Origin of the sequence: Hymenobacter miniatus (assembly GCF_016427455.1) — a bacterium.
Taxonomy (GTDB): Bacteria; Bacteroidota; Bacteroidia; order Cytophagales; family Hymenobacteraceae; genus Hymenobacter; species Hymenobacter armeniacus.
Map to the genome: position 1 here is coordinate 174818 of NZ_JAELXR010000003.1, position 21132 is coordinate 195949.

20 protein-coding genes are annotated in these 21132 nt (G+C 62.5%); 18 read left to right on the forward strand and 2 right to left on the reverse strand.

All coding sequences use genetic code 11. The annotated features are described in order from the left end of the window. The first annotated feature begins 5 nt into the window (after positions 1 to 5). The 10 genes from infA (at position 6) to JAO73_RS06135 (ending at position 6296) form a co-directional block, all read left to right on the forward strand. Positions 6 to 224, forward strand: a complete 219-nt coding sequence (infA, locus tag JAO73_RS06090) for a translation initiation factor IF-1 (protein WP_035567874.1) — start codon at positions 6 to 8, stop codon at positions 222 to 224. Positions 225 to 245: 21 nt separating this feature from the next. Next, complete coding sequence (gene rpmJ / locus JAO73_RS06095) at positions 246 to 362, forward strand: 50S ribosomal protein L36 (protein WP_046246595.1); 117 nt, start codon at positions 246 to 248, stop codon at positions 360 to 362. A 99-nt stretch (positions 363 to 461) separates the two neighbouring features. Then, positions 462 to 839 (forward strand): 30S ribosomal protein S13, encoded by a 378-nt coding sequence (gene rpsM, locus JAO73_RS06100; RefSeq protein ID WP_190925729.1) that lies wholly within the window; start codon positions 462 to 464, stop codon positions 837 to 839. An 87-nt stretch (positions 840 to 926) separates the two neighbouring features. Further along, complete coding sequence (rpsK, locus tag JAO73_RS06105) at positions 927 to 1319, forward strand: 30S ribosomal protein S11 (RefSeq protein ID WP_035567868.1); 393 nt, start codon at positions 927 to 929, stop codon at positions 1317 to 1319. 27 nt (positions 1320 to 1346) lie between these two features. Beyond that, a complete protein-coding gene (rpsD, locus tag JAO73_RS06110; protein WP_190925741.1) occupies positions 1347 to 1952 on the forward strand; it encodes a 30S ribosomal protein S4 in 606 nt (201 codons plus the stop codon). Between the two features lie 171 nt (positions 1953 to 2123). Beyond that, entirely contained in the window at positions 2124 to 3113 is a 990-nt protein-coding gene (locus tag JAO73_RS06115) for a DNA-directed RNA polymerase subunit alpha (RefSeq protein WP_190925743.1), read from the forward strand. 179 nt (positions 3114 to 3292) lie between these two features. After that, entirely contained in the window at positions 3293 to 3892 is a 600-nt protein-coding gene (gene rplQ, locus JAO73_RS06120; RefSeq protein WP_198976216.1) for a 50S ribosomal protein L17, read from the forward strand. A 199-nt stretch (positions 3893 to 4091) separates the two neighbouring features. Next, positions 4092 to 5363, forward strand: coding sequence for a phosphopyruvate hydratase (eno, locus tag JAO73_RS06125; RefSeq protein WP_198976217.1), 1272 nt, complete (start codon positions 4092 to 4094; stop codon positions 5361 to 5363). A 74-nt stretch (positions 5364 to 5437) separates the two neighbouring features. After that, complete coding sequence (locus JAO73_RS06130; RefSeq protein ID WP_198976218.1) at positions 5438 to 5752, forward strand: FtsB family cell division protein; 315 nt, start codon at positions 5438 to 5440, stop codon at positions 5750 to 5752. Between the two features lie 82 nt (positions 5753 to 5834). After that, positions 5835 to 6296, forward strand: a complete 462-nt coding sequence (locus JAO73_RS06135; protein ID WP_198976219.1) for a hypothetical protein — start codon at positions 5835 to 5837, stop codon at positions 6294 to 6296. A 96-nt stretch (positions 6297 to 6392) separates the two neighbouring features. Here the strand turns inward: JAO73_RS06135 and JAO73_RS06140 are convergent, their stop codons facing one another. Together JAO73_RS06140 and hscA are read right to left on the reverse strand one after the other, a co-directional pair. Next, positions 6393 to 7745: an O-antigen ligase family protein gene (locus tag JAO73_RS06140; RefSeq protein ID WP_198976220.1), complete on the reverse strand. Its 1353-nt coding sequence runs from the start codon at positions 7743 to 7745 to the stop codon at positions 6393 to 6395. Between the two features lie 44 nt (positions 7746 to 7789). After that, complete coding sequence (hscA, locus tag JAO73_RS06145; protein WP_198976221.1) at positions 7790 to 9661, reverse strand: Fe-S protein assembly chaperone HscA; 1872 nt, start codon at positions 9659 to 9661, stop codon at positions 7790 to 7792. A gap of 310 nt (positions 9662 to 9971) precedes the next feature. On the opposite strand from hscA, the gene JAO73_RS06150 reads away from it, so the two are divergent. The 8 genes from JAO73_RS06150 to JAO73_RS06185 all read left to right on the forward strand — a co-directional run bounded on the left by JAO73_RS06150 (position 9972) and on the right by JAO73_RS06185 (position 21132). Continuing rightward, positions 9972 to 12146, forward strand: coding sequence for a DUF4331 domain-containing protein (locus JAO73_RS06150; RefSeq protein WP_198976222.1), 2175 nt, complete (start codon positions 9972 to 9974; stop codon positions 12144 to 12146). Between the two features lie 116 nt (positions 12147 to 12262). After that, complete coding sequence (locus tag JAO73_RS06155; RefSeq protein WP_198976223.1) at positions 12263 to 13591, forward strand: tetratricopeptide repeat protein; 1329 nt, start codon at positions 12263 to 12265, stop codon at positions 13589 to 13591. Position 13592: 1 nt separating this feature from the next. Beyond that, positions 13593 to 14288: a HupE/UreJ family protein gene (locus tag JAO73_RS06160; RefSeq protein ID WP_198976224.1), complete on the forward strand. Its 696-nt coding sequence runs from the start codon at positions 13593 to 13595 to the stop codon at positions 14286 to 14288. Between the two features lie 51 nt (positions 14289 to 14339). Then, positions 14340 to 14735 carry a hypothetical protein gene (locus JAO73_RS06165; RefSeq protein WP_198976225.1) on the forward strand — a complete coding sequence of 132 codons (396 nt, stop codon included), beginning with the start codon at positions 14340 to 14342 and terminating at the stop codon, positions 14733 to 14735. A gap of 150 nt (positions 14736 to 14885) precedes the next feature. Continuing rightward, positions 14886 to 17219: a TonB-dependent receptor gene (locus tag JAO73_RS06170; RefSeq protein WP_198976226.1), complete on the forward strand. Its 2334-nt coding sequence runs from the start codon at positions 14886 to 14888 to the stop codon at positions 17217 to 17219. Positions 17220 to 17324: 105 nt separating this feature from the next. Then, entirely contained in the window at positions 17325 to 18191 is an 867-nt protein-coding gene (locus tag JAO73_RS06175) for a murein L,D-transpeptidase catalytic domain family protein (protein WP_198976227.1), read from the forward strand. Positions 18192 to 18343: 152 nt separating this feature from the next. Then, complete coding sequence (locus JAO73_RS06180) at positions 18344 to 19183, forward strand: murein L,D-transpeptidase catalytic domain family protein (RefSeq protein WP_198976228.1); 840 nt, start codon at positions 18344 to 18346, stop codon at positions 19181 to 19183. An 83-nt stretch (positions 19184 to 19266) separates the two neighbouring features. Further along, positions 19267 to 21132, forward strand: a complete 1866-nt coding sequence (locus JAO73_RS06185; protein WP_198976229.1) for a hypothetical protein — start codon at positions 19267 to 19269, stop codon at positions 21130 to 21132.

Here is a 21132-nt window from a genome sequence, read left to right on the forward strand (position 1 = left end):
CCCTTATGGCAAAACAAGCCTCGATTGAGCAGGACGGTACCATCCTCGAAGCCCTCTCCAACGCCATGTTCCGCGTGGAGCTGGAGAACGGCCACCAGCTGATTGCCCACATTTCGGGCAAGATGCGGATGCACTACATCAAGATTCTGCCCGGCGACAAGGTGAAACTGGAAATGTCTCCCTACGACTTGTCGAAGGGCCGAATCAAGTATCGTTATAAATAAACTCGTTTCTCTTCACAGGTCATGAAAGTAAAAACCTCGGTGAAAAAGCGTAGCGTGGACTGCAAACTGGTCCGCCGTAATGGCAAGCTCTACGTCATCAACAAGAAAAACCCCCGCTTCAAGCAGCGTCAGGGCTAATTCCATTTTAGAATCCCGGAGCCTTGGGTACTGGTAAGGTTACTTACCGCCTTCCAAGCCGCTGCCGGGGTTCTGTCCGCAAACACATAACCACACACAATGGCTCGTATCGCAGGGGTTGATATCCCGGACAACAAGCGCGGCGAAATCGCCCTGACTTACATTTTCGGCATTGGCCGGAGCAACTCCAGCAAAATCCTCACGCAGGCTGGCGTTGACGTGAACAAAAAGGTGAAGGACTGGACCGACGAGGAGTCGGGTGCCATCCGCGCCATCATCGCCGCCGAGCACAAGACCGAAGGCGTGCTGCGCTCGGAAGTGACCACGAACATCAAGCGTTTGATGGACATCGGTTGCTACCGTGGCTTGCGTCATCGCAAAGGTTTGCCGGTTCGTGGTCAGCGCACCAAGAACAACTCGCGTACCCGCAAGGGCAAGCGCAAGACGGTGGCCGGCAAGAAGAAGGCAACGAAATAATCTCACACGGGAATCGGCGCTGGCTTTGGCGAGTAGTGTACTCGCGTCGCCAGCGCCAACACCTCCCGCATTTTTTGCGATAACCAAATGGCACAAAAAAGAAAAGACAAAGCCAAGAAGCGCGTTGTCGTGGTGGAGCAGGTGGGCCAGGTACACATCCGTGCCTCGTTCAACAACATCATCATCTCCATCACCAACAACAACGGTCAAGTTATTTCGTGGGCTTCGGCCGGCAAAATGGGCTTCCGTGGCTCGAAGAAAAATACGCCCTACGCCGCTCAGATGGCGATGAGCGACTGCGGCAAAGTGGCCCACGACTTGGGCATGCGCAAAGCCGAAGTATTCGTGAAAGGCCCGGGTTCGGGCCGTGAGTCGGCCATCCGCGCCCTCGGCAACGTGGGCATCGAGGTGACCACCATCCGCGACGTAACGCCGCTGCCCCACAACGGCTGCCGCCCCCCCAAGCGTCGTCGCGTTTAGTTTTTCACTTCAGTTAGGATAATTAAGATGGCACGTTATACCGGCCCTACCTCAAAAATTGCCCGTCGCTTCAACGAGCCGATTTTCGGCCCCGACAAAGCGCTCAATAAAAAAGCTTATCCTCCGGGCCAGCACGGCCGCGGCCGCCGCAAAAAGCAGTCGGAATACGCCGTGCAGCTGATGGAGAAGCAGAAGGTGAAGTACATGTACGGCATGTTGGAGAAGCAATTCGAAAACCTGTTCCACAAGGCTGCCACCATGCCCGGCATCACCGGCGACAACCTGCTCGCTCTGCTGGAAGCCCGTCTGGACAACACCGTGTACCGTTTGGGCATTGCCTCGACGCGTCGCGCGGCTCGTCAGCTGGTGGGCCACAAGCACATCACCGTGAACGGCGAAGTGGTGAACATTCCTTCGTACCACCTGCGTCCCGGCGACATCGTGGCCGTGCGTGAGAAGTCGAAGTCGCTCGAAGCCATCACCACGAGCCTGTCGGTTCGCAACTCGCGCCAGTTCTCCTGGTTGGAGTGGGACGGCAAAGAGCTGGCTGGTAAGTTTACCACCGCCCCCAGCCGTGAGCTGATTCCGGAGAAAATCACGGAGCAGCTCATCGTCGAATTGTATTCGAAATAATTAGCGCTACTGGTAGCGGCCCGGCAATTTGCCGGGCCGCACTTGTGCTTATTCGGCTATATAGCGCATGCGTTGAGCTTGCGCTTACTGCGTTTAAGCTGTCAGCGTGCAAGATTTTATTTAACTGGCGTAAGCTACCGCGTGCGCTACAACTTTTTTAACGCCCCACATATGTCAATCTTAGCTTTTCAGATGCCGGAGAAAGTGGTGATGGAGAAATCCGACGACTTCACCGGGACGTTTGAATTTAAGCCGCTCGAGAAGGGCTACGGCGTCACCATCGGCAATGCGCTGCGTCGCATTCTGTTGTCGTCGCTGGAGGGTTTCGCTATCACGTCGGTGCGCACCAGCAGCGTGCTGCACGAGTTTTCGACCATCGAAGGGGTGATTGAGGACATGTCCGAAATCATCCTGAACCTGAAGATGGTCCGCTTCAAGAAAGTGAGCGATGCCATCTCGGATAAAATTACGGTGCGCGTGAAAGGCCAGGATACCTTTTCGGGTGCCGACATTGCCAAGTTCGCCAGCGGTTTCGAGGTGCTGAACCCCGACCACGTGATTGCGCACCTGGACCCCAGCGTTGAGCTGGAGCTGGAGCTGACGATTGCCCGTGGCCGCGGCTACGTGCCCGCCGACGAGAACAAGCCGGCCGACCAGGTATTTGGTCAGATTGCCATCGACGCTATCTACACGCCTATCAAGAACGTGAAGTACAGCATCGAGAACACCCGTGTGGAGCAGAAAACCGATTATGAGAAGCTCATCATTGAGATTCAGACCGACGGTTCGATTCACCCGGAGGAGGCGCTGAAAGGCGCTGCCAATATCCTCATCCAGCATTTCATGCTGTTCTCGGACAACACGATGACCCTCGAAGGTCCGCGCGTAACCGAAGACGAGCCGATTGATGAGGAAACCATGCAGATGCGCAAGATGCTCAAGACTCCGTTAGAGGACATGGAGCTCAGCGTACGCGCTAAGAACTGCCTCAAGGCCGCCGACATCAAGACGATGGGCGAACTGGTGCAGTTGGAGATTGCCGACATGATGAAATTCCGCAACTTCGGCAAGAAGAGCCTGACCGAACTCGAAAACCTCGTGGAAGAGCGTGGCCTGGAGTTCGGCATGGACCTGAGCAAGTATCGTCTCGACGAAGAATAGTAGTGATGGCTGAACCGTTGAAGAGTTGACTGCGTTGCAGTCGGCCGACAAAGGTTCAGCCATTCTCTTTATCCCTTTTTTAATTTTTAACCAGTGCGCCCAAGGGGCAGCGGTTCTAATGAGGCCTTGGAGGCCCGCCGTGGTCGCCGCCCGCAAGTGCACACATTTTCAAACGTCCAATGCGACACGGAAGAAAAGTTAACCAACTGGGCCGTACCACCGCCCACCGCCACGCGATGCTGTCGAACATGGCTTCGTCGCTCATCCTGCACAAGCGTCTGACGACGACCGTGGCCAAAGCCAAAGCCCTGCGCAAGTACGTGGAGCCGATGCTGACCAAGTCGAAAGAAGACACGACGCACTCGCGTCGTATGGTGTTTGCTGCCTTGCAGGACAAAGAGTCGATTAAGGAGCTGTTTGGCAATATTTCGGGCAAAATCGCGAACCGTCCCGGCGGCTATACCCGCATTCTGAAGCTGAGCGACGTGCGTCTGGGCGATAACGCCGACATGTGCGTAATTGAGCTGGTGGACTTTAACGAGACCCTGCTCGAGTCGAAGCAGGCTGCTGCTGATAAAGCTGCTGGCACTACCCGTCGTTCGCGTCGTGGTGGCAAGAAGGCTGCTGGCGATGCCGCTACTTCGGCTACCGAAGTGAAAGGCGAAGCTGTTGCTCCGAATGCTGTAGTTGAGCAATCGGCTCCGGCCGACACGGCTACCGAAACTGTGAAAGATGGCGAGAGCCGCGAAGAGGCTAAGGCTGACGAGGCTGGTGCTTAATTCGTAGCCATTGCTGCAAAGTTGAAAGGGACGCTCCGCACGGGGTGTCCCTTTTTTGTTTTGAGAAAGCACCCTTGTTCAGTCCTGCGTAACTCTCCTAAACGCGTGGCGGGCGGTGGTTTTACTTAGCCAAAGGTGCATATCCCAGCCGATTCCCGTACGTTTGCAGCAACTTTAACTGTTTACCAAACGCCCTGCTATGAGCTTCATTTCGCAAATTCATGCCCGCCAAATTTTTGACTCCCGTGGTAATCCGACGGTAGAAGTGGACGTCACGCTCGACTCGGGCGTGGTGGGCCGCGCCGCGGTGCCCTCGGGCGCCAGCACCGGCAAACACGAAGCCGTAGAGCTACGCGACGACGACAAGTCGATGTACATGGGCAAAGGCGTGCTCAAAGCCGTAGACAATGTCAATTCCCGCATTGCGGAGGAGTTGGTGGGCTTCTCGGTATATGAGCAAGCCCTGCTCGACAAAATTATGCTGGAGATGGACGGCACGCCTAACAAGGCCAACTTGGGCGCCAACGCCATTCTGGGCGTGAGCCTGGCCGCGGCCCGCGCAGCTGCGCAAGACGCTGGCATGCCGCTGTACCGCTACGTAGGGGGCGTGGGTGCCGCCACGCTGCCCGTGCCCATGATGAATATCCTGAACGGCGGCTCGCACGCCGACAACTCCATCGACTTCCAGGAATTCATGATTATGCCCACGGGCGCTTCGTCGTTCTCGGAAGCCCTGCGTTGGGGCACCGAAATTTTTCATCACCTGAAGAACGTGCTCAAGAAGCAAGGCTTCAGCACGAACGTGGGCGATGAAGGTGGCTTCGCGCCCAATATCAAGTCGAACGAGGACGCCATCAAGATTGTGTTGCAGGCCATTGAAACGGCTGGCTACCGCCCCGGCGAGGACGTGTTCATTGCCATGGACGCGGCCGTGTCGGAGTTTTACGAGGACGGCGTGTACCACTTCAAAAAGAGTACCGGCGACAAGCTGACCAGCAGCCAGATGGTAGACTACTGGGCCGACTGGATGAAGAAGTACCCCATCATCAGCTTGGAAGACGGCATGGACGAGGACGACTGGACCGGCTGGAAGGCCCTCACGGAGCGTGTGGGCAAGCAAACCCAACTGGTGGGCGACGACTTGTTTGTGACCAACGTGAACCGTCTGCAGCGCGGCATCGACGAAGGCATCGCCAACGCCATTCTCATCAAAGTAAACCAGATTGGCACGCTCACCGAAACGATTGATGCCATCAACCTGGGCCGCCGCAACGGCTACAAGAGCATCATGAGCCACCGCTCGGGCGAGACGGAGGACAACACCATTGCCGACCTAGCCGTGGCCCTGAACACCGGCCAGATTAAGACCGGTTCGGCCTCGCGCTCCGACCGGATGGCCAAGTACAACCAGCTGCTCCGCATTGAGGAGGAACTGGGCGAAGTGGCCTACTTCCCCGGCAAGAAAATGTAGGGAATCCTCTCGGGTAACAACAGAACGGCCGGTTTTGCGTGAGCGAAGCCGGCCGTTCTGTTATCTTTACCCTGATGCAACTACCCTCGTTTATCGGTCCGGTGCTGCGCGTGTTCCGCAGCTTTTATTTCCTCACTGGGATGGGCTTTCTGGTGTGGATGTTGGTGTTTGACGCCAACGACCTGGGCAAGCAGTTCGATATCTACCGCAAGTGGCAGGAGCTGCGCAACGAGAAGCAATACTACCTCGACAACATTGAGGTGGTAAAAAAGGAGCGGGCCGAATTGATGAGCTCGCCGGCGCTACTGGAGAAATTTGCGCGGGAGAAATACCTCATGAAGCGGCCCGGCGAGGACGTATTCGTGCTGGTACCTGCTACCGAGGAGTAGGCGGCCAGCGGACTCGCTACGGCGCGTATGCGCCGAAATGGCCGTACTTTAGGCCATGCAAGCACACAAAAAAGCGCTGTTGATGGCGGGGCTGCTGGCGGCGGCCTGCGGGTGGGCAGGCGCCCAAGAAAACCCGAAATCCGCTGCAGCGCCGCGTCAGAGCCAAGCCCAGGCAGCTCACCAATTTTTGCGGGCCGTGCTGCGGGCTGACTATTCGGTGGCCTACCGGCGGCTGGCACCGGAAGTGCAGCATACCATCAGCCTGGCCCGGTTTGAGGCATCGGCCCGGCCGCTGTGGCGCAGCGGGCAGAAACACCGGCAGGCTATTGAGCTCTACAAGCTGGGCGTGCGGCTGGGCGATGGCGGGGCCTCGCGACTTTTTTACGCGTTTTCCTTCGCCGCTGACTCCGCTATTAAACCACCGCCGGTGCTATTGGAAGTAACGTTTCGGGACACTACCTCGCGGGCGGTGCTGGGGTTTGGTCTGCGGCCCAACATACCGTCAAAGCCGGCCAAACCATCAATGACACCTCGGAAACGTTGAATAAGCGCCCAGCAGCGTTGGTTCCAAGATGGGCGGCTTAGAACTGCGCTAGCGGCACAAAACATTTTTTGTGCTCGATTGTGCTGAATGCCTTAGTTAAGAGGCTGGGTTGGGCGCAGGCAATAGCGTAGGAACAGCAGCAGGCTTTGCTCCGGCCGGCATGGCCGCGCGGCCGTAGTAGCGTTGCAGGCCCACCGCCAGCCAGAACAGCACAATCACGCGGGGCTCCTGCCAGAAATCTTGCGTGAAGGAATGCAGCAGGAAAAACACTAAGTACACCGTGAAGCCCACCTGGGCCGGTGTCTGCCGCCAGCGAAACACCCACTTTAGCTGCCGTAACACGAGGTAGCCCAGTAGCAGCACGCCGGTGAGGAAGCCCAGCGCGCCCGACTCGGCCAGCCAGTCGAGGTAGAGGTTGTGCGCGTTCATGCGGCGCAGGGTGGGGGTGTAGTTGGGATGCTCGGGGTCGTGGCGCACGAAGTCGAGGTATTGGTCGGGGAACGTGCCCGGGCCCACGCCCACCACGGGCTCTTGTTGAAAGAGCGAGAGGCTGTAGACCCAGCGGCTCATGCGTTCGGCATTCGACTCATTGGTGGAGGAAAAGTCGCTCACCGAACCCAACTCGTGCAGCAAGTCGGTTTTGGTGCGCGTAGGCGGATGCGGGTGCACGATGTTGATAACCTGCCACGCGCCGAGCACCAGCCCGCCCGCCACGGCCCAGGGCAGCAACAGCCGGATGCCCGCCTCGCGCCCCGAAAAGGCCAGCAGCAGCAACGCCTGCGCCAGCAGGGAGATGTAGGAAGCCCGCGAATACGAAAACGCCACCACCATGAGCACGCAGGCCAGCGCAGCGGTGAGGGAAAAACGCCCCCGCTGGCTTTGGGCACGCGGATGAAACAGCAACACCATGTTCAGGAGCAGCACCAGGGGCTCGAGCAGCACCGTGAGGTTGGTGTGGCCGTGCTCCAGAAACGGCTGGGCGATGAAATACGACACCGTGTAAGAAATGCCAATGGTGGCGTGGCGCACCAACGTATAGGCCGCCAGCGCGCAGGTGCCCAGCGCCAGCGCCCCCAGCGCCCGGAACCATTCCGTGCGCTCAAGGCGCAGCACGCGTTGCACGCCGTAGCCAAACAGGGCGTATAGGAGCACGGCCGCGAAGTACTTGGCCGACACCAGCGGCGCGCTGGAAAACACGGTGGACAAAAACAGCGCGCCAAAATGCAGCCCGATAAGCTTATCGAGCCGGCGCGTGGTGCGCGGCCAGGCCACCCAACCCGCGAGTAGCCCCAGTACCAGCACGCCCACCGTGAGGGCCATCAGCGGCTCCGAAGCCACCATCAGCCCGAAGTGCCAGCGCCTCGAAAACCAGTCGACCGAGAGCGGCAGGCTGGCCAGCGAAACGTAGAACAGGCCCAGCAACAGCGAACGAAAACGCGAAGAATCCATGCGGAAAAAATAGTGCACCACCCGGGTGCAACGAGGCGCCGGGGCTAGCCGATTTTCTTGCCCGCCATGGCCTGCTGAATGGAAATGTTCATCACCCGCTCGGCGTAAGGACGGGTCAGCTCGTCGAGTTCGTCCATGGCCTTGAGGATGGGGTCGCGCTCGGTGCCGGCCAGGGCCATGCGTACGGTGGCGACCTGCGCCGCAGTGGCCGTCAGCTCTTCGTCGGTGAGGTGCTGGCGGTTTTTGCGGGTGAAGTTGTCGACTTGGTACAGCAGCTGCTCGGCGGCAGTGCGCGCTTCAATGAGCAGGCGGGTGGCCACGTCCTCCTTGGCGTTCACCAGCGAGTCCATCAGCATTTGCTCTACCTGCTCGTCGGTGAGCCCGTACTGGGGCTTGATTTCGACTTGTTGGCGCGTGTTCGAGCGCAACTCAATGGCTTCTACTTTCAGGATGCCGTCGGCGTTGAGCAAAAAATTTACGTCGACTTTGGGCAAGCCCGCCGGCATGGCCGGAATGCCCGTCAGCACAAACTCGCCCAGCTTGCGGTTCTGGCTCACGAGGTCGCGCTCGCCCTGGTACACGGCGATTTTCAGGTTGACCTGGCCGTCGACGCTGGTGGTGTACTGGCGGCCGGCTTTGGTCGGAATCTTGGAGTTGCGCGGAATGATGGGGTCGAGCAGCCCGCCCAACGTCTCGATGCCCAGCGTGAGCGGCGTCACGTCGAGCAGTAGCACATCGCGGCGGTTGCCGGCCAGAATATCGGCCTGAATGGCGGCGCCGAGGGCCACCACTTCGTCGGGATTGAGCGAGTTGTTGGCCGGCTGGCCGAAGAACTCCGACACCGCCTCGTACACCAGCGGCACCCGGGTGGAGCCGCCCACCAGCAGCACGGCGTCGAGCTTGGTTTCGAGCTTTGCATCGGCCAGGGCCTGGCGGCAGGCCGCAATGGTGCGGTCCACGAGCGGGCGGATGAGGCCGTTGAACTGGGCGCGGGTGAGCGTGACGGGGACGTTTTGGCCGGCTTCATCGGTGAGATGCGTCGTGAAGTCGTCGTGCTGGCTGAGGTACTTTTTGGCTATTTCGGCCGCTAGGCGCAGCTGCTGTTGCAGGTGCGGATTGGTGTGGAACGCCTCCGATAGGTCGAAGGTGCGGGTCCAGTGGTCCACCACGGCGCGGTCGAGGTCGTCGCCGCCGAGGTAGGTGTCGCCGTTGGTGCTCAACACCTCAAAAATGCCCTGTTGAATGCGCAGGATGCTGATGTCGAAGGTGCCGCCGCCGAGGTCGTACACGGCCACGGTTTTCTCTTCGTCGGGGTCGAGGCCGATGCCGTAGGCCAGCGCGGCGGCTGTGGGCTCGTTCACGATGCGCAGCACTTCAAGGCCGGCCAGGCGCCCGGCGTCGCGGGTAGCCTGGCGCTGCGAGTCGTTGAAATACGCTGGCACGGTGATGACGGCGCGATTCACGGGCGTTTTGAGGGCGTGCTCAGCGCGGGCGCGCAATTCGCGGAGAATGTCGGCCGACAACTCGATGGGGGAGAAAAACCGGTCGTCGACCCGGATTTTCACCAGGCCCTCCGAATTGTCGTCAATTACTTTGTAGCCGAGTTGGCGGGCGTGCTCGCCGAGGTCGCGGTAGCTTTTGCCCAGCAGGCGCTTCACCGAATAAATGGTGCGCTGCGGGTCGGTGAGCAGGAACTCGCGGGCTTCGGTGCCCACCACGGGGTCGGCGCCGTCGGCCGGAAAATGCACCACCGAAGGCACGATGGTGCCCCGGCCGAGGTCGTTGATGGCCACGGGCTGGCGGGTTTCGGGGTGCACGTAGGCCACCAAGCTGTTGGTAGTGCCCAAGTCGATGCCCACGATGATTTCTTCTTGCTGGAGGCTGCCGGTGGCAAGGTTGATAGCGACTGTAGCCATAAGGAGAGGGGCCTGCGACGAGGCAGGCCCTGATGTAATAAAAAAATAACGCCGGCTGGCGCAGTACAAAAGTAGCCTTTAAACCCGCGCGGGCTTGAAATGATGCGTTCGGCAGAACGAGCCCCAATACAACGCCAGAATTTTATTCAAGGATTTTAATATGCTTTCAAACCGAAACGATTGTTGGGCTCGTAAGGTGAGAACAAGTGCGCATAACCATTTGGGAATCTAAAATATCTGGCTGCTACGGTTGCTAGTGTTCGGGCTCCGCTTTGCCGTTTTCTTTTCACCTTATTCACACTTCTTTTACATGAAAAACTTGCTTACTCGTCCCCTTTTCCACGTTGCTCTGCTCGCAACATCGGTGGGAGGGATGTTGGCCTGGAGTGGCCAACACAACACGCTGGAGGCTTCGAGCCACCGCGAAGCCCCGCTCATCGCCGACGACCCGCTGGCCGACAACACCGACCTCTACGCCTTCCGCAGCCCCGACGCGCCGAACAACGACGCTAACGCCAGCGTCACGATTATTGCCAACTACATTCCGTTGGAATTGCCCCAGGGCGGCCCGAACTACAACACGTTCGGCGAGAACGTGCGCTACGAAATCCACATCAAGAACGGTACCGCCGGCAACACCGGCGACGACATTACCTACCGCTTCACCTTCACGCGCACCAACCAGGACCCCAGCACGTTCTTCAACATCCGCCTGGGCCAGCAGAACCTGAAAACCACGTACATCTGCGAGAAAAGCGTGGGCGGTGGCGCCTTCAGCACCATCGTGAGCAACGGCGTGGTGCCCCCGCCGAACGTGGGCCCGCGCTCCATCACCAGCGCGGCTGGTTTGAACACGACCTACACCGCCTTGATGACCAACGCCATCCAAACCTTGGCCGATGGCACCAAAATTTTCTGCGGCCCCACCGATGACCCGTTCTTCGTGGACCTGGGCGGCATTTTTGACCTGGGCGGTGTGCGCGCTCCCGGCTCGGCCCGCGACGGCGTGGCCCGGAAAAACACCCACGCCATTGCGATGCAGATTCCGGTGTCGGTGCTGAAAAAAGCCAGTGCCCCGGCCCTGACGGCCAGCACTAACATTCTCGATTCCAACTACATCATCGGCGTGTGGGCATCGGCCAGCCGGCCTTCTACCCGCGTGCTCTCGGCCACGGGCGGTGCGCCCACCACGTCGGGCAGCTACGTGCAGGTATCGCGCCTGGGCATGCCGCTGCTGAACGAAGTCATCAACCCCATCGGGGCCAAAGACGCCTGGAACGCCATTACGCCCTATAACGAGGCCCTGGCCACCGACGACTACCTCTCGAACCCCGAATTGGGCCTGTACATGGCCGATAACGTGCCCGTGGCCCCCACGGCGCCCAAGCCCGCTGGCCAGACCTACTACGGCGAAGCCGTGCCCGGCCTGGGCCCGCTGCGCATTCAATCGAAGTCGCTGGCCGGGCAGGCCCTGTTGGGCGGCGCGTCTTTCACCGGCTTCGACTTCCGCAACGGCGCGGCCGGCGTGAGCGGCCTGGCCGGCAGCCCGCTGCTGGCCGGCACGGCCCTGGCTCCCTTGGCCAGCGGTGGCTACGGCGAGTACCTGCTGCGCCCGGGCAAGCCGCGCTCGGTTGATATTCTGCCCATCTTCCACACCGGCGTGCCGAACGCCATTCCGTACCAGCTGGCCACGGGCAAGGCCGGCAACCCGCTGGCCGCTGGCAAGCCGTTCATCAACAACTTCCTGCTGGTGGGCACCGCGGCCAACAACCCCGGCGGCGACATGCTGCGCCTGAACATGGCCGTGCCCCCCACGCCCCGCAACTCGGCCGACTTTAGCTCGGAAGGCCTGCTGGCCGCCGCTGTGCTGGGCCTCACGGACTCGCGCTTCAACGCCAGCACCGCCGTGCAGAACATCCCAAACATGGACGGCTTCCCCAACGGCCGCCGCCTCGAAGACGACGTGACCCGCATCGAGCTGCAAGCCGCCGGTGGCGTGGTATTGGCCGCCATTGGCCTGTGGTACGATGACTACACGCCCGCCTCGACCACGCCCGTGACCCCGCAGTTGGGCCGCGTGCTGACCTTCAACGCCGGCATCACGGCCAACGACACCACCTTCCGCGCCGCCTTCCCCTACGTGCAGACGCCGTGGAGCGGTACCAACGCCCAGCGCGTGGCCCTGGCCCAGCGCTCGGCCGGCCTCGGCCTGGCGCCCAACCTGACGGTGGCTCAGGCCTTCCCGAACCCCTTCGTGGACCGCACCACCTTGCACTTCGAGCTGCCCACCCGCGGCACCATGAGCCTGGTGATTAGCGACGCCGCCGGCCGCCGCGTGGCCACCGTGGCCAAGGACAAAGCCTTTGCCCAGGGCGTGAACGAACTGACCTGGACGCCCGGCCGCGACGTGGCCCCCGGCCAGTACATTGCCACCCTCTACAACGGCCAGACGGTAGTGCAATCGGTGCGCATCGAGCGCCAATAGCTTTCCCGGATTGCTGAACAAAGAGCCGTCGTTGGGCCCGTACGGGGCTGGCGGCGGCTCTTTTTCGGGAACGGTTTTGGGGGCGTTACCTTGTTGTCAATTGATTTTCTGCGCTTGTGAAAAAGTATCTATACCCAAGTTTGCTGGTGGTGTTCGGGCTCATGGCCCTCGCCATCTTCGTGTTTAAAAAACCGGCGGTGCGCACGCCCGAGCTGAAAGAGCGGCGCGGCGACCTGGCCGCCGGTGGCGAGTGGCTGAACACCAAAGCCGCCATCGAAGGCCTGCGGGCCAAGCTGCGCCAAAACCCCAACGACCACAAAAGCCGTCTGCTGCTGGCCCAAGCTTACATGCAGGAAGCCCGCGTGACCGGCGACCACCCGTACTACGACGGCGCCGCCATGGAGCTGCTGGAGGAAGTGCTGCAGGCCGAGCCCGACAACTTCGAGGCGCTGTGCTGCAAGGCTTCGCTCAGCCTCACACAGCACCACTTTGCCCAGGGCCTGGGCCTTGCCGAGCAGGCCCGCCAGCTGAATCCCAACAGCGGGTTCGTGTACGGCCTGCTGACGGATGCCAACGTGGAAATGGGCCATTACGAGGAAGCCATTAAGATGGCCGACAAAATGAACGAGCTGCGGCCCGACCTGCCGGCGTATGCCCGGGTGAGCTACCTGCGCGAGATTTATGGCGACGTGCCGGGCGCCATTCAGGCCATGGACATGGCCGTGAAAGCCGGCTACATCGGCCTGGAGCAAACCGAGTGGACCCGCGTGGCCCTGGGCCACCTCCACGAGATAAGCGGCGACACGGCCCGGGCCCGCGGCTACTACCTCATGGCGCTGGCGGCCCGCCCCGGCTATGCCTACGCCCTGGCCGGCATGGGGCGCATGGCCGCGGCGCGGCGCGACTATGCCACCGCCATCAGGCATTACCAGCAGGCCCGCGGCCTGGTGAAAGACTACGCTTTTGCCGATGAGCTGACCGACCTGTACCGACTGAACGGCCAGCCCAGCGAAGCCCAAAAAATGGCCAAAGAGTCGATTGCCATGCTGGCCAGCGCCGCCCAGGAGGCCGACGACAACGAGCAGATGGGCCATTACGCTGACCGCGAGCTGGCCTACGCCTACCTCAAAACCAACGAACTTGACAAAGCCCTGGAGCACGCCAAAATTGAATACACGCGCCGCCCCGACAACATCGACGTGAACGAAACCATGGCCTGGGTGCTCTACAAGCGCGGCCAGTACGCCGAGGCCCAGAAATACATGCAGGTGGCCCGCCGCACCGGCTCCAAAAACCCGGTGCTGCTGGCCCGCGCCGGCCTCATCCTCACCAAGCTGGGCAAAACGGCGGAAGGCCAGGCCCTGATTGAAAACTCCCTGAAAACCGCCCCCTACCTCAACCCCGACGTGGAAGCCGAGGGCAAAAAACTGTTGGCCGTCCGCTGATATGAAGCTTAATGCAGGACCGTTTGGGGGCAGTAAGCGGGCGCGGCGCGCCGCGCTGGTGCTGCCTGCGCTCCTGTGGCTGGCGCTGCCCGCGGCCGCACACGTCCTGAACACGGACCTCTCGAAACTGTCGCGCACCGAGATTCTGTGGACTTACCTGCAGCTGGGCTTCACGCACATCATTCCGCTGGGGTTCGACCACATTCTGTTCATCGTCAGCCTCTACATCCTCGAGCCGCGGCTCAAGCCGGTGCTGCTGCAGGCCACGGCGTTTACGGTGGCGCACTCCATCACGCTGGGATTGGCCATGTACGGGCTCATTCAGCCGCTGCCGGCCATCATCGAGCCCATTATTGCGCTGTCCATTCTGTTTGTGGCCATCGAAAACATCATCACCGACCGGCTCAACCCGTGGCGCGTGGCGGTGGTGTTTGGCTTTGGGCTGGTGCACGGCATGGGCTTCGCCAGCGCCCTCACCGGGCTGGGGCTGCCGCCAAAGGACTATTTCGGCTCGCTCATTTCCTTCAACGTGGGCGTGGAGGCCGGGCAGGTGGCCGTGATTCTGCTCTGCTGGGCGCTGGTGGGGCGCTGGGCGGCCAATAAAAGCTGGTACAAGCAGCGGGTGGTGGTGCCGGTGTCGGTGGTCATCGGCCTGGTGGCGGCCTACTGGACCGTGGAGCGCGTGTTTTTTTCCTGATTTCCGGGCCTGCGTCCCGGGTTTGCCCTATTCATTTTTTCGCCGTCGTCGATGCTGCGCTCGTTGCTCGCTTTGCTGTTGCTTGCCAACTACCTGCTGGTAGTGGGAGCCGGCCTGGCGGTGCGCCGGCCTGAAGCACCGGCGTTTTCCGCCGCCCGGCCGTACGTGCACAGCCGGCACTGCCAGCAGCAGAACTACCTGCGCCTCGACTGCTTTGAGCAGTGCAACGGCGCGCAGCACGTGGCAAAAGTGAAACTGCCCACCGGCACGGGCCTGCATTACCTGGCCCAACTCAAGGCGCTGGACGTGCACTGCGAGCTAGCCGGCCAGGTGAGCTGCGTGCAGCTATGTGAAGCGCTGGTTTCTGCCGGGAATGTGCCCGCTGGCCCAGTTGCCGAAGCGGCTGGCTTCGGGGGGTGCCATTCGCCACCACCCCGCCGGGCATAAGTTGATGAGGAGCGTTGCGACCGGGCCAAGCCCGGTTCAGCACCGCCCCGGTGTGCTGCCCCACGGGCAAGCGCGCCACTTCACCTTATCCTCGCGTTGAGGCTGTGCAGGGGCCCAAAAGTGCCCCGCCGGCATCGCATTCCCGGCGTTATGAACGTTACTTTTTTACTGAAACGAGCCCGCCGCAAGTGGGCCCGGCGCGGTGCGTGCGCGCTGCTGATTGGGCTGGCTGCCCCGTCGGCCCATGCCCAAAACACCGCCACGCTGCGCGGCACGGTGGCCGATTCTGCCTCCGGCCAGCCGCTGGCGGGCGTGAGCGTGGGCCTGCAGGGCCAGCCCGGCGGCACGGTCACCGACGAGCGGGGGGCTTTTCGATTGGGTGGGCTGGCCGCCGGCCGCTACTCGCTGCGGGTGGGCGCGCTCGGCTACCGGGCCAAGACGGTTGGCGGCTCGGTAGCGCCCGGTGGCACTGAGAAAGTGGCGGTGGCCATAGCGCCCGCCGCGCTGAACCTCTCGGAAGTGACCGTGAGCCAGCCCCGCGACCCCAACCAGAGCCTGGCTGCCATCTCGCACATCGACCAGGCACTGCGGCCCATCAACTCGGCCCAGGACCTGCTGCGGCTGGTGCCGGGCCTGTTCATTGCGCAGCATGCGGGGGGCGGCAAGGCCGAGCAGATTTTCCTGCGCGGCTTCGACTGCGACCACGGTACCGACTTCGCGGTGAGCATCGATGGGCTGCCCGTGAACATGGTGAGCCACGCCCACGGCCAGGGCTACGCCGATTTTCACTTCGTGATACCCGAAACGGTGGAGCAGCTGAAAGTGTACAAAGGACCCTACACGGCGCGCTTCGGCGATTTTGCCACGGCCGGCGCGGGCGAATTCACCACCAAAACCCGGCTGGAGCGCAGCCAGGCAAAGCTGGAGGTGGGCCAGTTTGACACGTACCGGGCGCTGGTGCTGCTGGACCTGCTGGGTGCCGGCCGCCACCTTATCAGCAAGCGTCCGGAAAGTGCCTACGTGGCGGCCGAGTACAACTTCACCAATTCGTATTTCGACGCGCCGCAGCACTTCAAGCGCTTCAACGGCTTGGCCAAGTACACCGGGCAGCTGTCGGAGCGCACCTCGCTCACGCTGCTGGGCTCGCACTTCGCCTCGCGCTGGGACGCCAGCGGACAGATTCCGGAGCGCGCCGTGAACGACGGCCGCATCTCGCGCTACGGCAGCATCGACCCCACCGAAGGCGGCCGCACCGGCCGCACCAACGCCAGCGTTATCCTCAGCACGGCGCTGCCGCACGATGCCGTGCTGCGCCAGCAGGCCTACTACTCGAAATACGATTTCGGCTTGTTTTCCAACTTTACCTTCTTCTTGCGCGACTCCGTGAACGGCGACGAAATCGAGCAGACCGACGACCGGCACCTGTTCGGCTACTCGGCCACCTATGAGCGCGCCGACCAGTTCGGGGCCCGTTCGCTGCACAGTACCTTGGGCGTGGGCACGCGCAACGACTTTTCCACCCTGGGCCTGTTTCGGGCCACCCGGCGCCAGATTACTGCGACTACCACCACGGGCCGCCTCTTCGAGCAAAACCTCAACGCCTACCTCGACGAAACCCTTGACCTGACGGACCGCCTCACGGTGAACGCCGCCCTGCGCGCCGATTTCTTCACGTTTGATTTTCGCGGGCAGCTGGCCGACGAGGCCACCGGGCAGCTGGAGCCGCTACGGGGCCGGGTGCGCCACGCCCGCGTGTCGCCCAAGCTGAACCTGTACTACCAGCTCACGCCCGCGGTGCAGCTGTTTGCCCGCTCGGGCCTGGGCTTCCATTCCAACGATGCCCGCGGCGTTATCCACGACGCCACGGCCAACGTGTTGCCGCGCGCCTTGGGCTACGAGCTGGGCAGCACATTTAAGCCCCTGCCCAGCCTGGTGGTGAACGCGGCCCTCTGGAGCCTGCACCTGCAGGACGAGCTGGTGTACGTGGGCGACGAAGGCATCACCGAAAGCACCGGCCCCACCCAGCGCTACGGCCTCGACCTGGCCCTGCGCTACCAGCTCGGCCGCCGGTTGTTTCTGGACGGCGACTTCAATTACAACCACGGCCGCCAGCTGCAGGCCGAAGCCGGGGCCAACTACATTCCGCTGGCGCCCACGTTCACCAGCACCGGCGGGCTCACCTACAAGGCCCCGCGCGGCCTGAGCGGCAGCCTGCGCTACCGCCACATCGACTCGCGCCCGGCCAACGACGACGGCAGCATTCGGGCCCGCGGCTACTTCCTGCTCGACGCCGTGCTGAGCTACACTACGCCCCGCTTTCAGCTTGGTGCCTCTGCGGAGAACCTGCTCAATGTGGCTTGGAACCAAGCCCAGTTTGCCACCCAAAGCCGCCTGCCCGGCGAAGCGGCCGAGGGAGTGGACGAGCTGCATTTTACCCCCGGCACGCCTTTCTATGCCAAGCTGAATGCCAGCGTATTCTTCTAGCTAAGCAGGGGCGAGCCGAATCCCACCGTCGAGCAAAATTCGCGGTAAGAGCCTCCCGGCGTTGTCGCAGGAATCTGATGGCAGTACTTTCAGGGAATATTTAGCGTGAAAGTGTTGCGAATGGCGGCGAAAAAGAAGTGGAGAAATACGGTTGCGGTGGGCGCCATGGCGCTGTGGGCGCTGGCTGGCTGCCAAGTGCGCGCCGACGAAACCAGCAGCGCGGTGGCCACCGCGTCTCGGGTTGCGCCTCTGGCTACGCCTTCGGAAACCGAACCCACCGGCCCCGTGCCCGACTCGTTGGCCCTGACGCCGCTGCCTGTGCTGCCCAGCGTGCCCGATACCCTGCGCCAGGCCATTCGGCAGCTGCACGCTGCCCTGGGCCCCCGCGCCGCCGAGCTGCGCCCGGCAGTGCTGGAGCAGGCCTGCGTGGGCTACCTCACGCTGCACCCCACCGGCCGCATCGAGCGGGCCGGCTTGCTGGCTGTGGCCGACATGGACCTGCCCAACACCGTGGAGCGCCTCTGGGTCATCGACCTGAAGAACGCGCAGGTGCTGCACCGCAGCCTCGTGGCCCACGGCGAAGGCTCGGGTCACCTGCGTGCCCGCCGCTTTTCCAACGAAGAGAAATCAGCCTGCACCTCGCTGGGCTTCTACCGCACGGCCGACACCTACGACGGCATCCACGGCTACTCGCGCCGCATCGAAGGGCTCGACAAAGGCCAGAACGCCAACGCCTACGACCGGTACGTGGTGCTGCACGCCGCCGACTACGCCAGCCCGAAGTATGTGCAGCAGCACGGCCACCTGGGCTACAGCCGCGGCTGCCCGGCCCTGCCGCCCGAACAATTCAAAGACATCATTGCCACGCTGCGGGTGGGCAGCCTGCTGCTGGTGAGCGGCCCCGGACTGGCTTCGCGCTGGCTCGACGGGCCGGCCGCTGGGCGGCGCTTTCTCAAGCGCGGCTGGCTGTAGCCGCCCCCCCCCGGAAAATAGCAGTTTGGAATTATTTGGAGGTTCTTGTCGTTGATAACTCGTCCTTAATGGGCGAAGCTTTCGTATAAGGTTATGGGTCAGCCGTCTTTTGGGCGGTGGGCTGCCTTTCCATCAGCTATTCTTTCCCCATCATGCACCAGACCAGCATAGTTCAGCGCAAACGGAAGGTATTGCGGCGCCAGCGCATCGCGCGGCGGGTGCTGCCGTTCCTGGCTTCTTTGTTCTTGGCCACGCCCATGGCCGGCCCCGTCACGAAGTCGATGGCCGGCGGTGCGCGCAGCGAATTGCGCCTGCCCAAAGTCGATTTCTCGCCCCAGGCCGTGTTCGACCAGAAGCTGCGGGCCACCTACACGGCCCTCGGCGCCGAGCAGGAAGGCTTGCGCTTCGAAACGTTTGCCAAGGCCATGACCGGCTACCTCAACCTGCGCCAGGCCGGCAAGCTGGACGAAAACAAGCAGCTGCTGACGGTGGTCGATTTCGACTTGCCCAGCACCGAAAAGCGCTTGTGGGTGCTCGACCTGGCCAAAAACGAAATCCTGTTTCACACGCTCGTGGCCCACGGCCACAACTCCGGCGAGAACGAAGCCACCAACTTCTCCAACACCGACCAGAGCAATATGAGCAGCCTCGGCTTCTACGCCACCAGCGGCGAGTACGTGGGCAAGCACGGCCGCTCGCTGAAGCTGGAAGGCTTGGACGAAGGCTTCAACACCAACGCCGAAGCGCGCTCGGTGGTGATGCACGGCGCCGACTACGTGAGCGAGGAGTTCATCAAGCAAAACGGCCGCTTGGGCCGCAGCCTCGGCTGTCCCGCGCTGCCCATGGAGCTGAAGGACCAAATCATCGAAACCGTAACGGGCGGCACCTGCCTGTTCGTGAACCGTTCCGACGCCGGTTACTCGTCGCAGTACCTCAACGAGCAGGTGGCCATCGCCGCGCTGGTGCCGGTCGCCGCTCACGGGCTGTCGTAAGCACGGCCCGCAACATGCAGTTTTAGAACGCGAACGGCGCGCTAACTTTGGTTGGCGCGCCGTTCGCGTTGTTGCATGAGCCTATGCTGAAAAACTACCCGCTTCTGTTTGTGCTAGCCGGTTTGCTGGCGGCCGGCTGTGGCCGTGAGCGCAAAAACCAAGAGGCCGCCGCCGGTGCCCAGCCGCCGGTGGCCGCCGATACCGCCAGCCACGCCAGGGTGCCGCCCACGGCCGCCCCCGATTCGCGGGCCGCCGGCGCGGCTGCGCGCGCGCAACCGGCCGGTGCGACGGCCCCCGAACCTTCGCCGCCTGTGCGCATCAAGCGGGGCGCCACGGTGCTGGCCGATGCCCCGAACGAGGCACCCGCTGAAGAGGAACTTGCAACTACCCCGGATTCGGCCGCCACGGGCGAATTGCGGCGCTTTCTGCTGACGGGGCTGCCGGCGGCGCAGCCGTTCGCCATCCGGCCTGGCCGCGACACGATGGTGACCGGCGCGCAAGGCACCCAGCTGCTGCTTCCGGCGGGCATTTGGGCGCTGCCCGCGGCCGACAGCAACGCCGTGGTGACGCTGGAACTCCGGGAGTTTTACAGCCCGGCCGACATGGTTTTGGCTGGGCTCAGCACCACTGCGGGGCCGCAACTGCTGGAAACCGGCGGCATGTTGCACCTCACGGCCACCGCCAACGGCCAGCCGGTGCAGCTGCGGCCGGGCGCCTTTGTGCACCTGCGCATGCCCGCCAAAGAGAAAAAGCCAGGCATGCAACTGTTTGCGGGGGTAGAGAAAGGGCCGGGGCGCATTGACTGGCAGGTGCCCGCCCCGCAACCGCCCGCCGCGCCGGCGCCGGCCGCCGTGGCAACACGGAAGCCCGCCAAGGAGTTGCCCGCCCGCCGAGGCTTTCGGGCCCGAAAGCCCAACAAGAAAAAGAAGCACATAAGAGGGTCCAACGGCTGGATGGAAACCGAGGAGCCGGAGTTCGCAACCGGCGAAAAAGGGTTTCGCAAGGCCTTGGCCGCCAGCATTGAGTATCCCGACGCGACGCGGGCCCGGCTGCGGCGCGGCCGGCGCATGAGTAAGACCGAGCACACGGCGCTGCGCCGTGCTTCGGAAGAGTACAAGGAGCGCATCCTGCGCATCGTGGGGGTCGATATGGCCCTGGATTCTACCGGCACCCCGCACGTGACCATTCCTGCCAGCACCGATGCCGAACTGGCCAAGGCCATCAGCGGCGCCTTTCAGCAGCTGCCGCCGTGGGAGCCGGCGTTGTTTTCGACCGCGGGCGTGTCCGATTCGCTCACGCCGGGCGAAGCCTCGCGCACCGTGGCCATTTATTTCGGCGAATCGGGCCGCGTGCTGGTGGCGCCCAAAGACTGGAACCTCGCCAAGACGGCCCACCGCCGCAACAACGCCTTCTATTCGAATCGGATTAAGCAGATACGCGCCCGGTACATCGCCGCCCGGGGCTACACCGATTCCATGTACGCCGCCCGGCCGCGCTACTACGACTCGCTGCAGCGGGTGGGGGCCCTTGCGGAGCTGGTGCGGCTGCGCACCCAGTTCACCGACACGTCCAAAGCGGCCATTACCCAGGAGGGCGTGTACAACGAGCTGAGTGCGCAGGGCTTGCGCTGGATAAACTGCGACCGGTACCTGGGGCCCGGTCCGCTCGTTTCCTTCGGCGTCAACACCGGCCGGACGGGCGCCGTGGCCACGCTCTTGTTTCGGGGATATCAGAGCATCATGGGCGGCGAACAGCTCACGTCGGCCAAAACTGTGTTTAAGAACGTGCCCCTGGGCAAAATCGTGACCGTGCTGGCCCTGCGCCGCGAAAACGGCATCACCTACCTGTCGACGCGGCGTAGCGTGGTGGGCCTTTCCGCGCTGAGTGGGTTCAGTTTTCGGCCGGTGACGATGGCCGAACTGCGGGCCGAAATCGCGCGCCTGAACTAA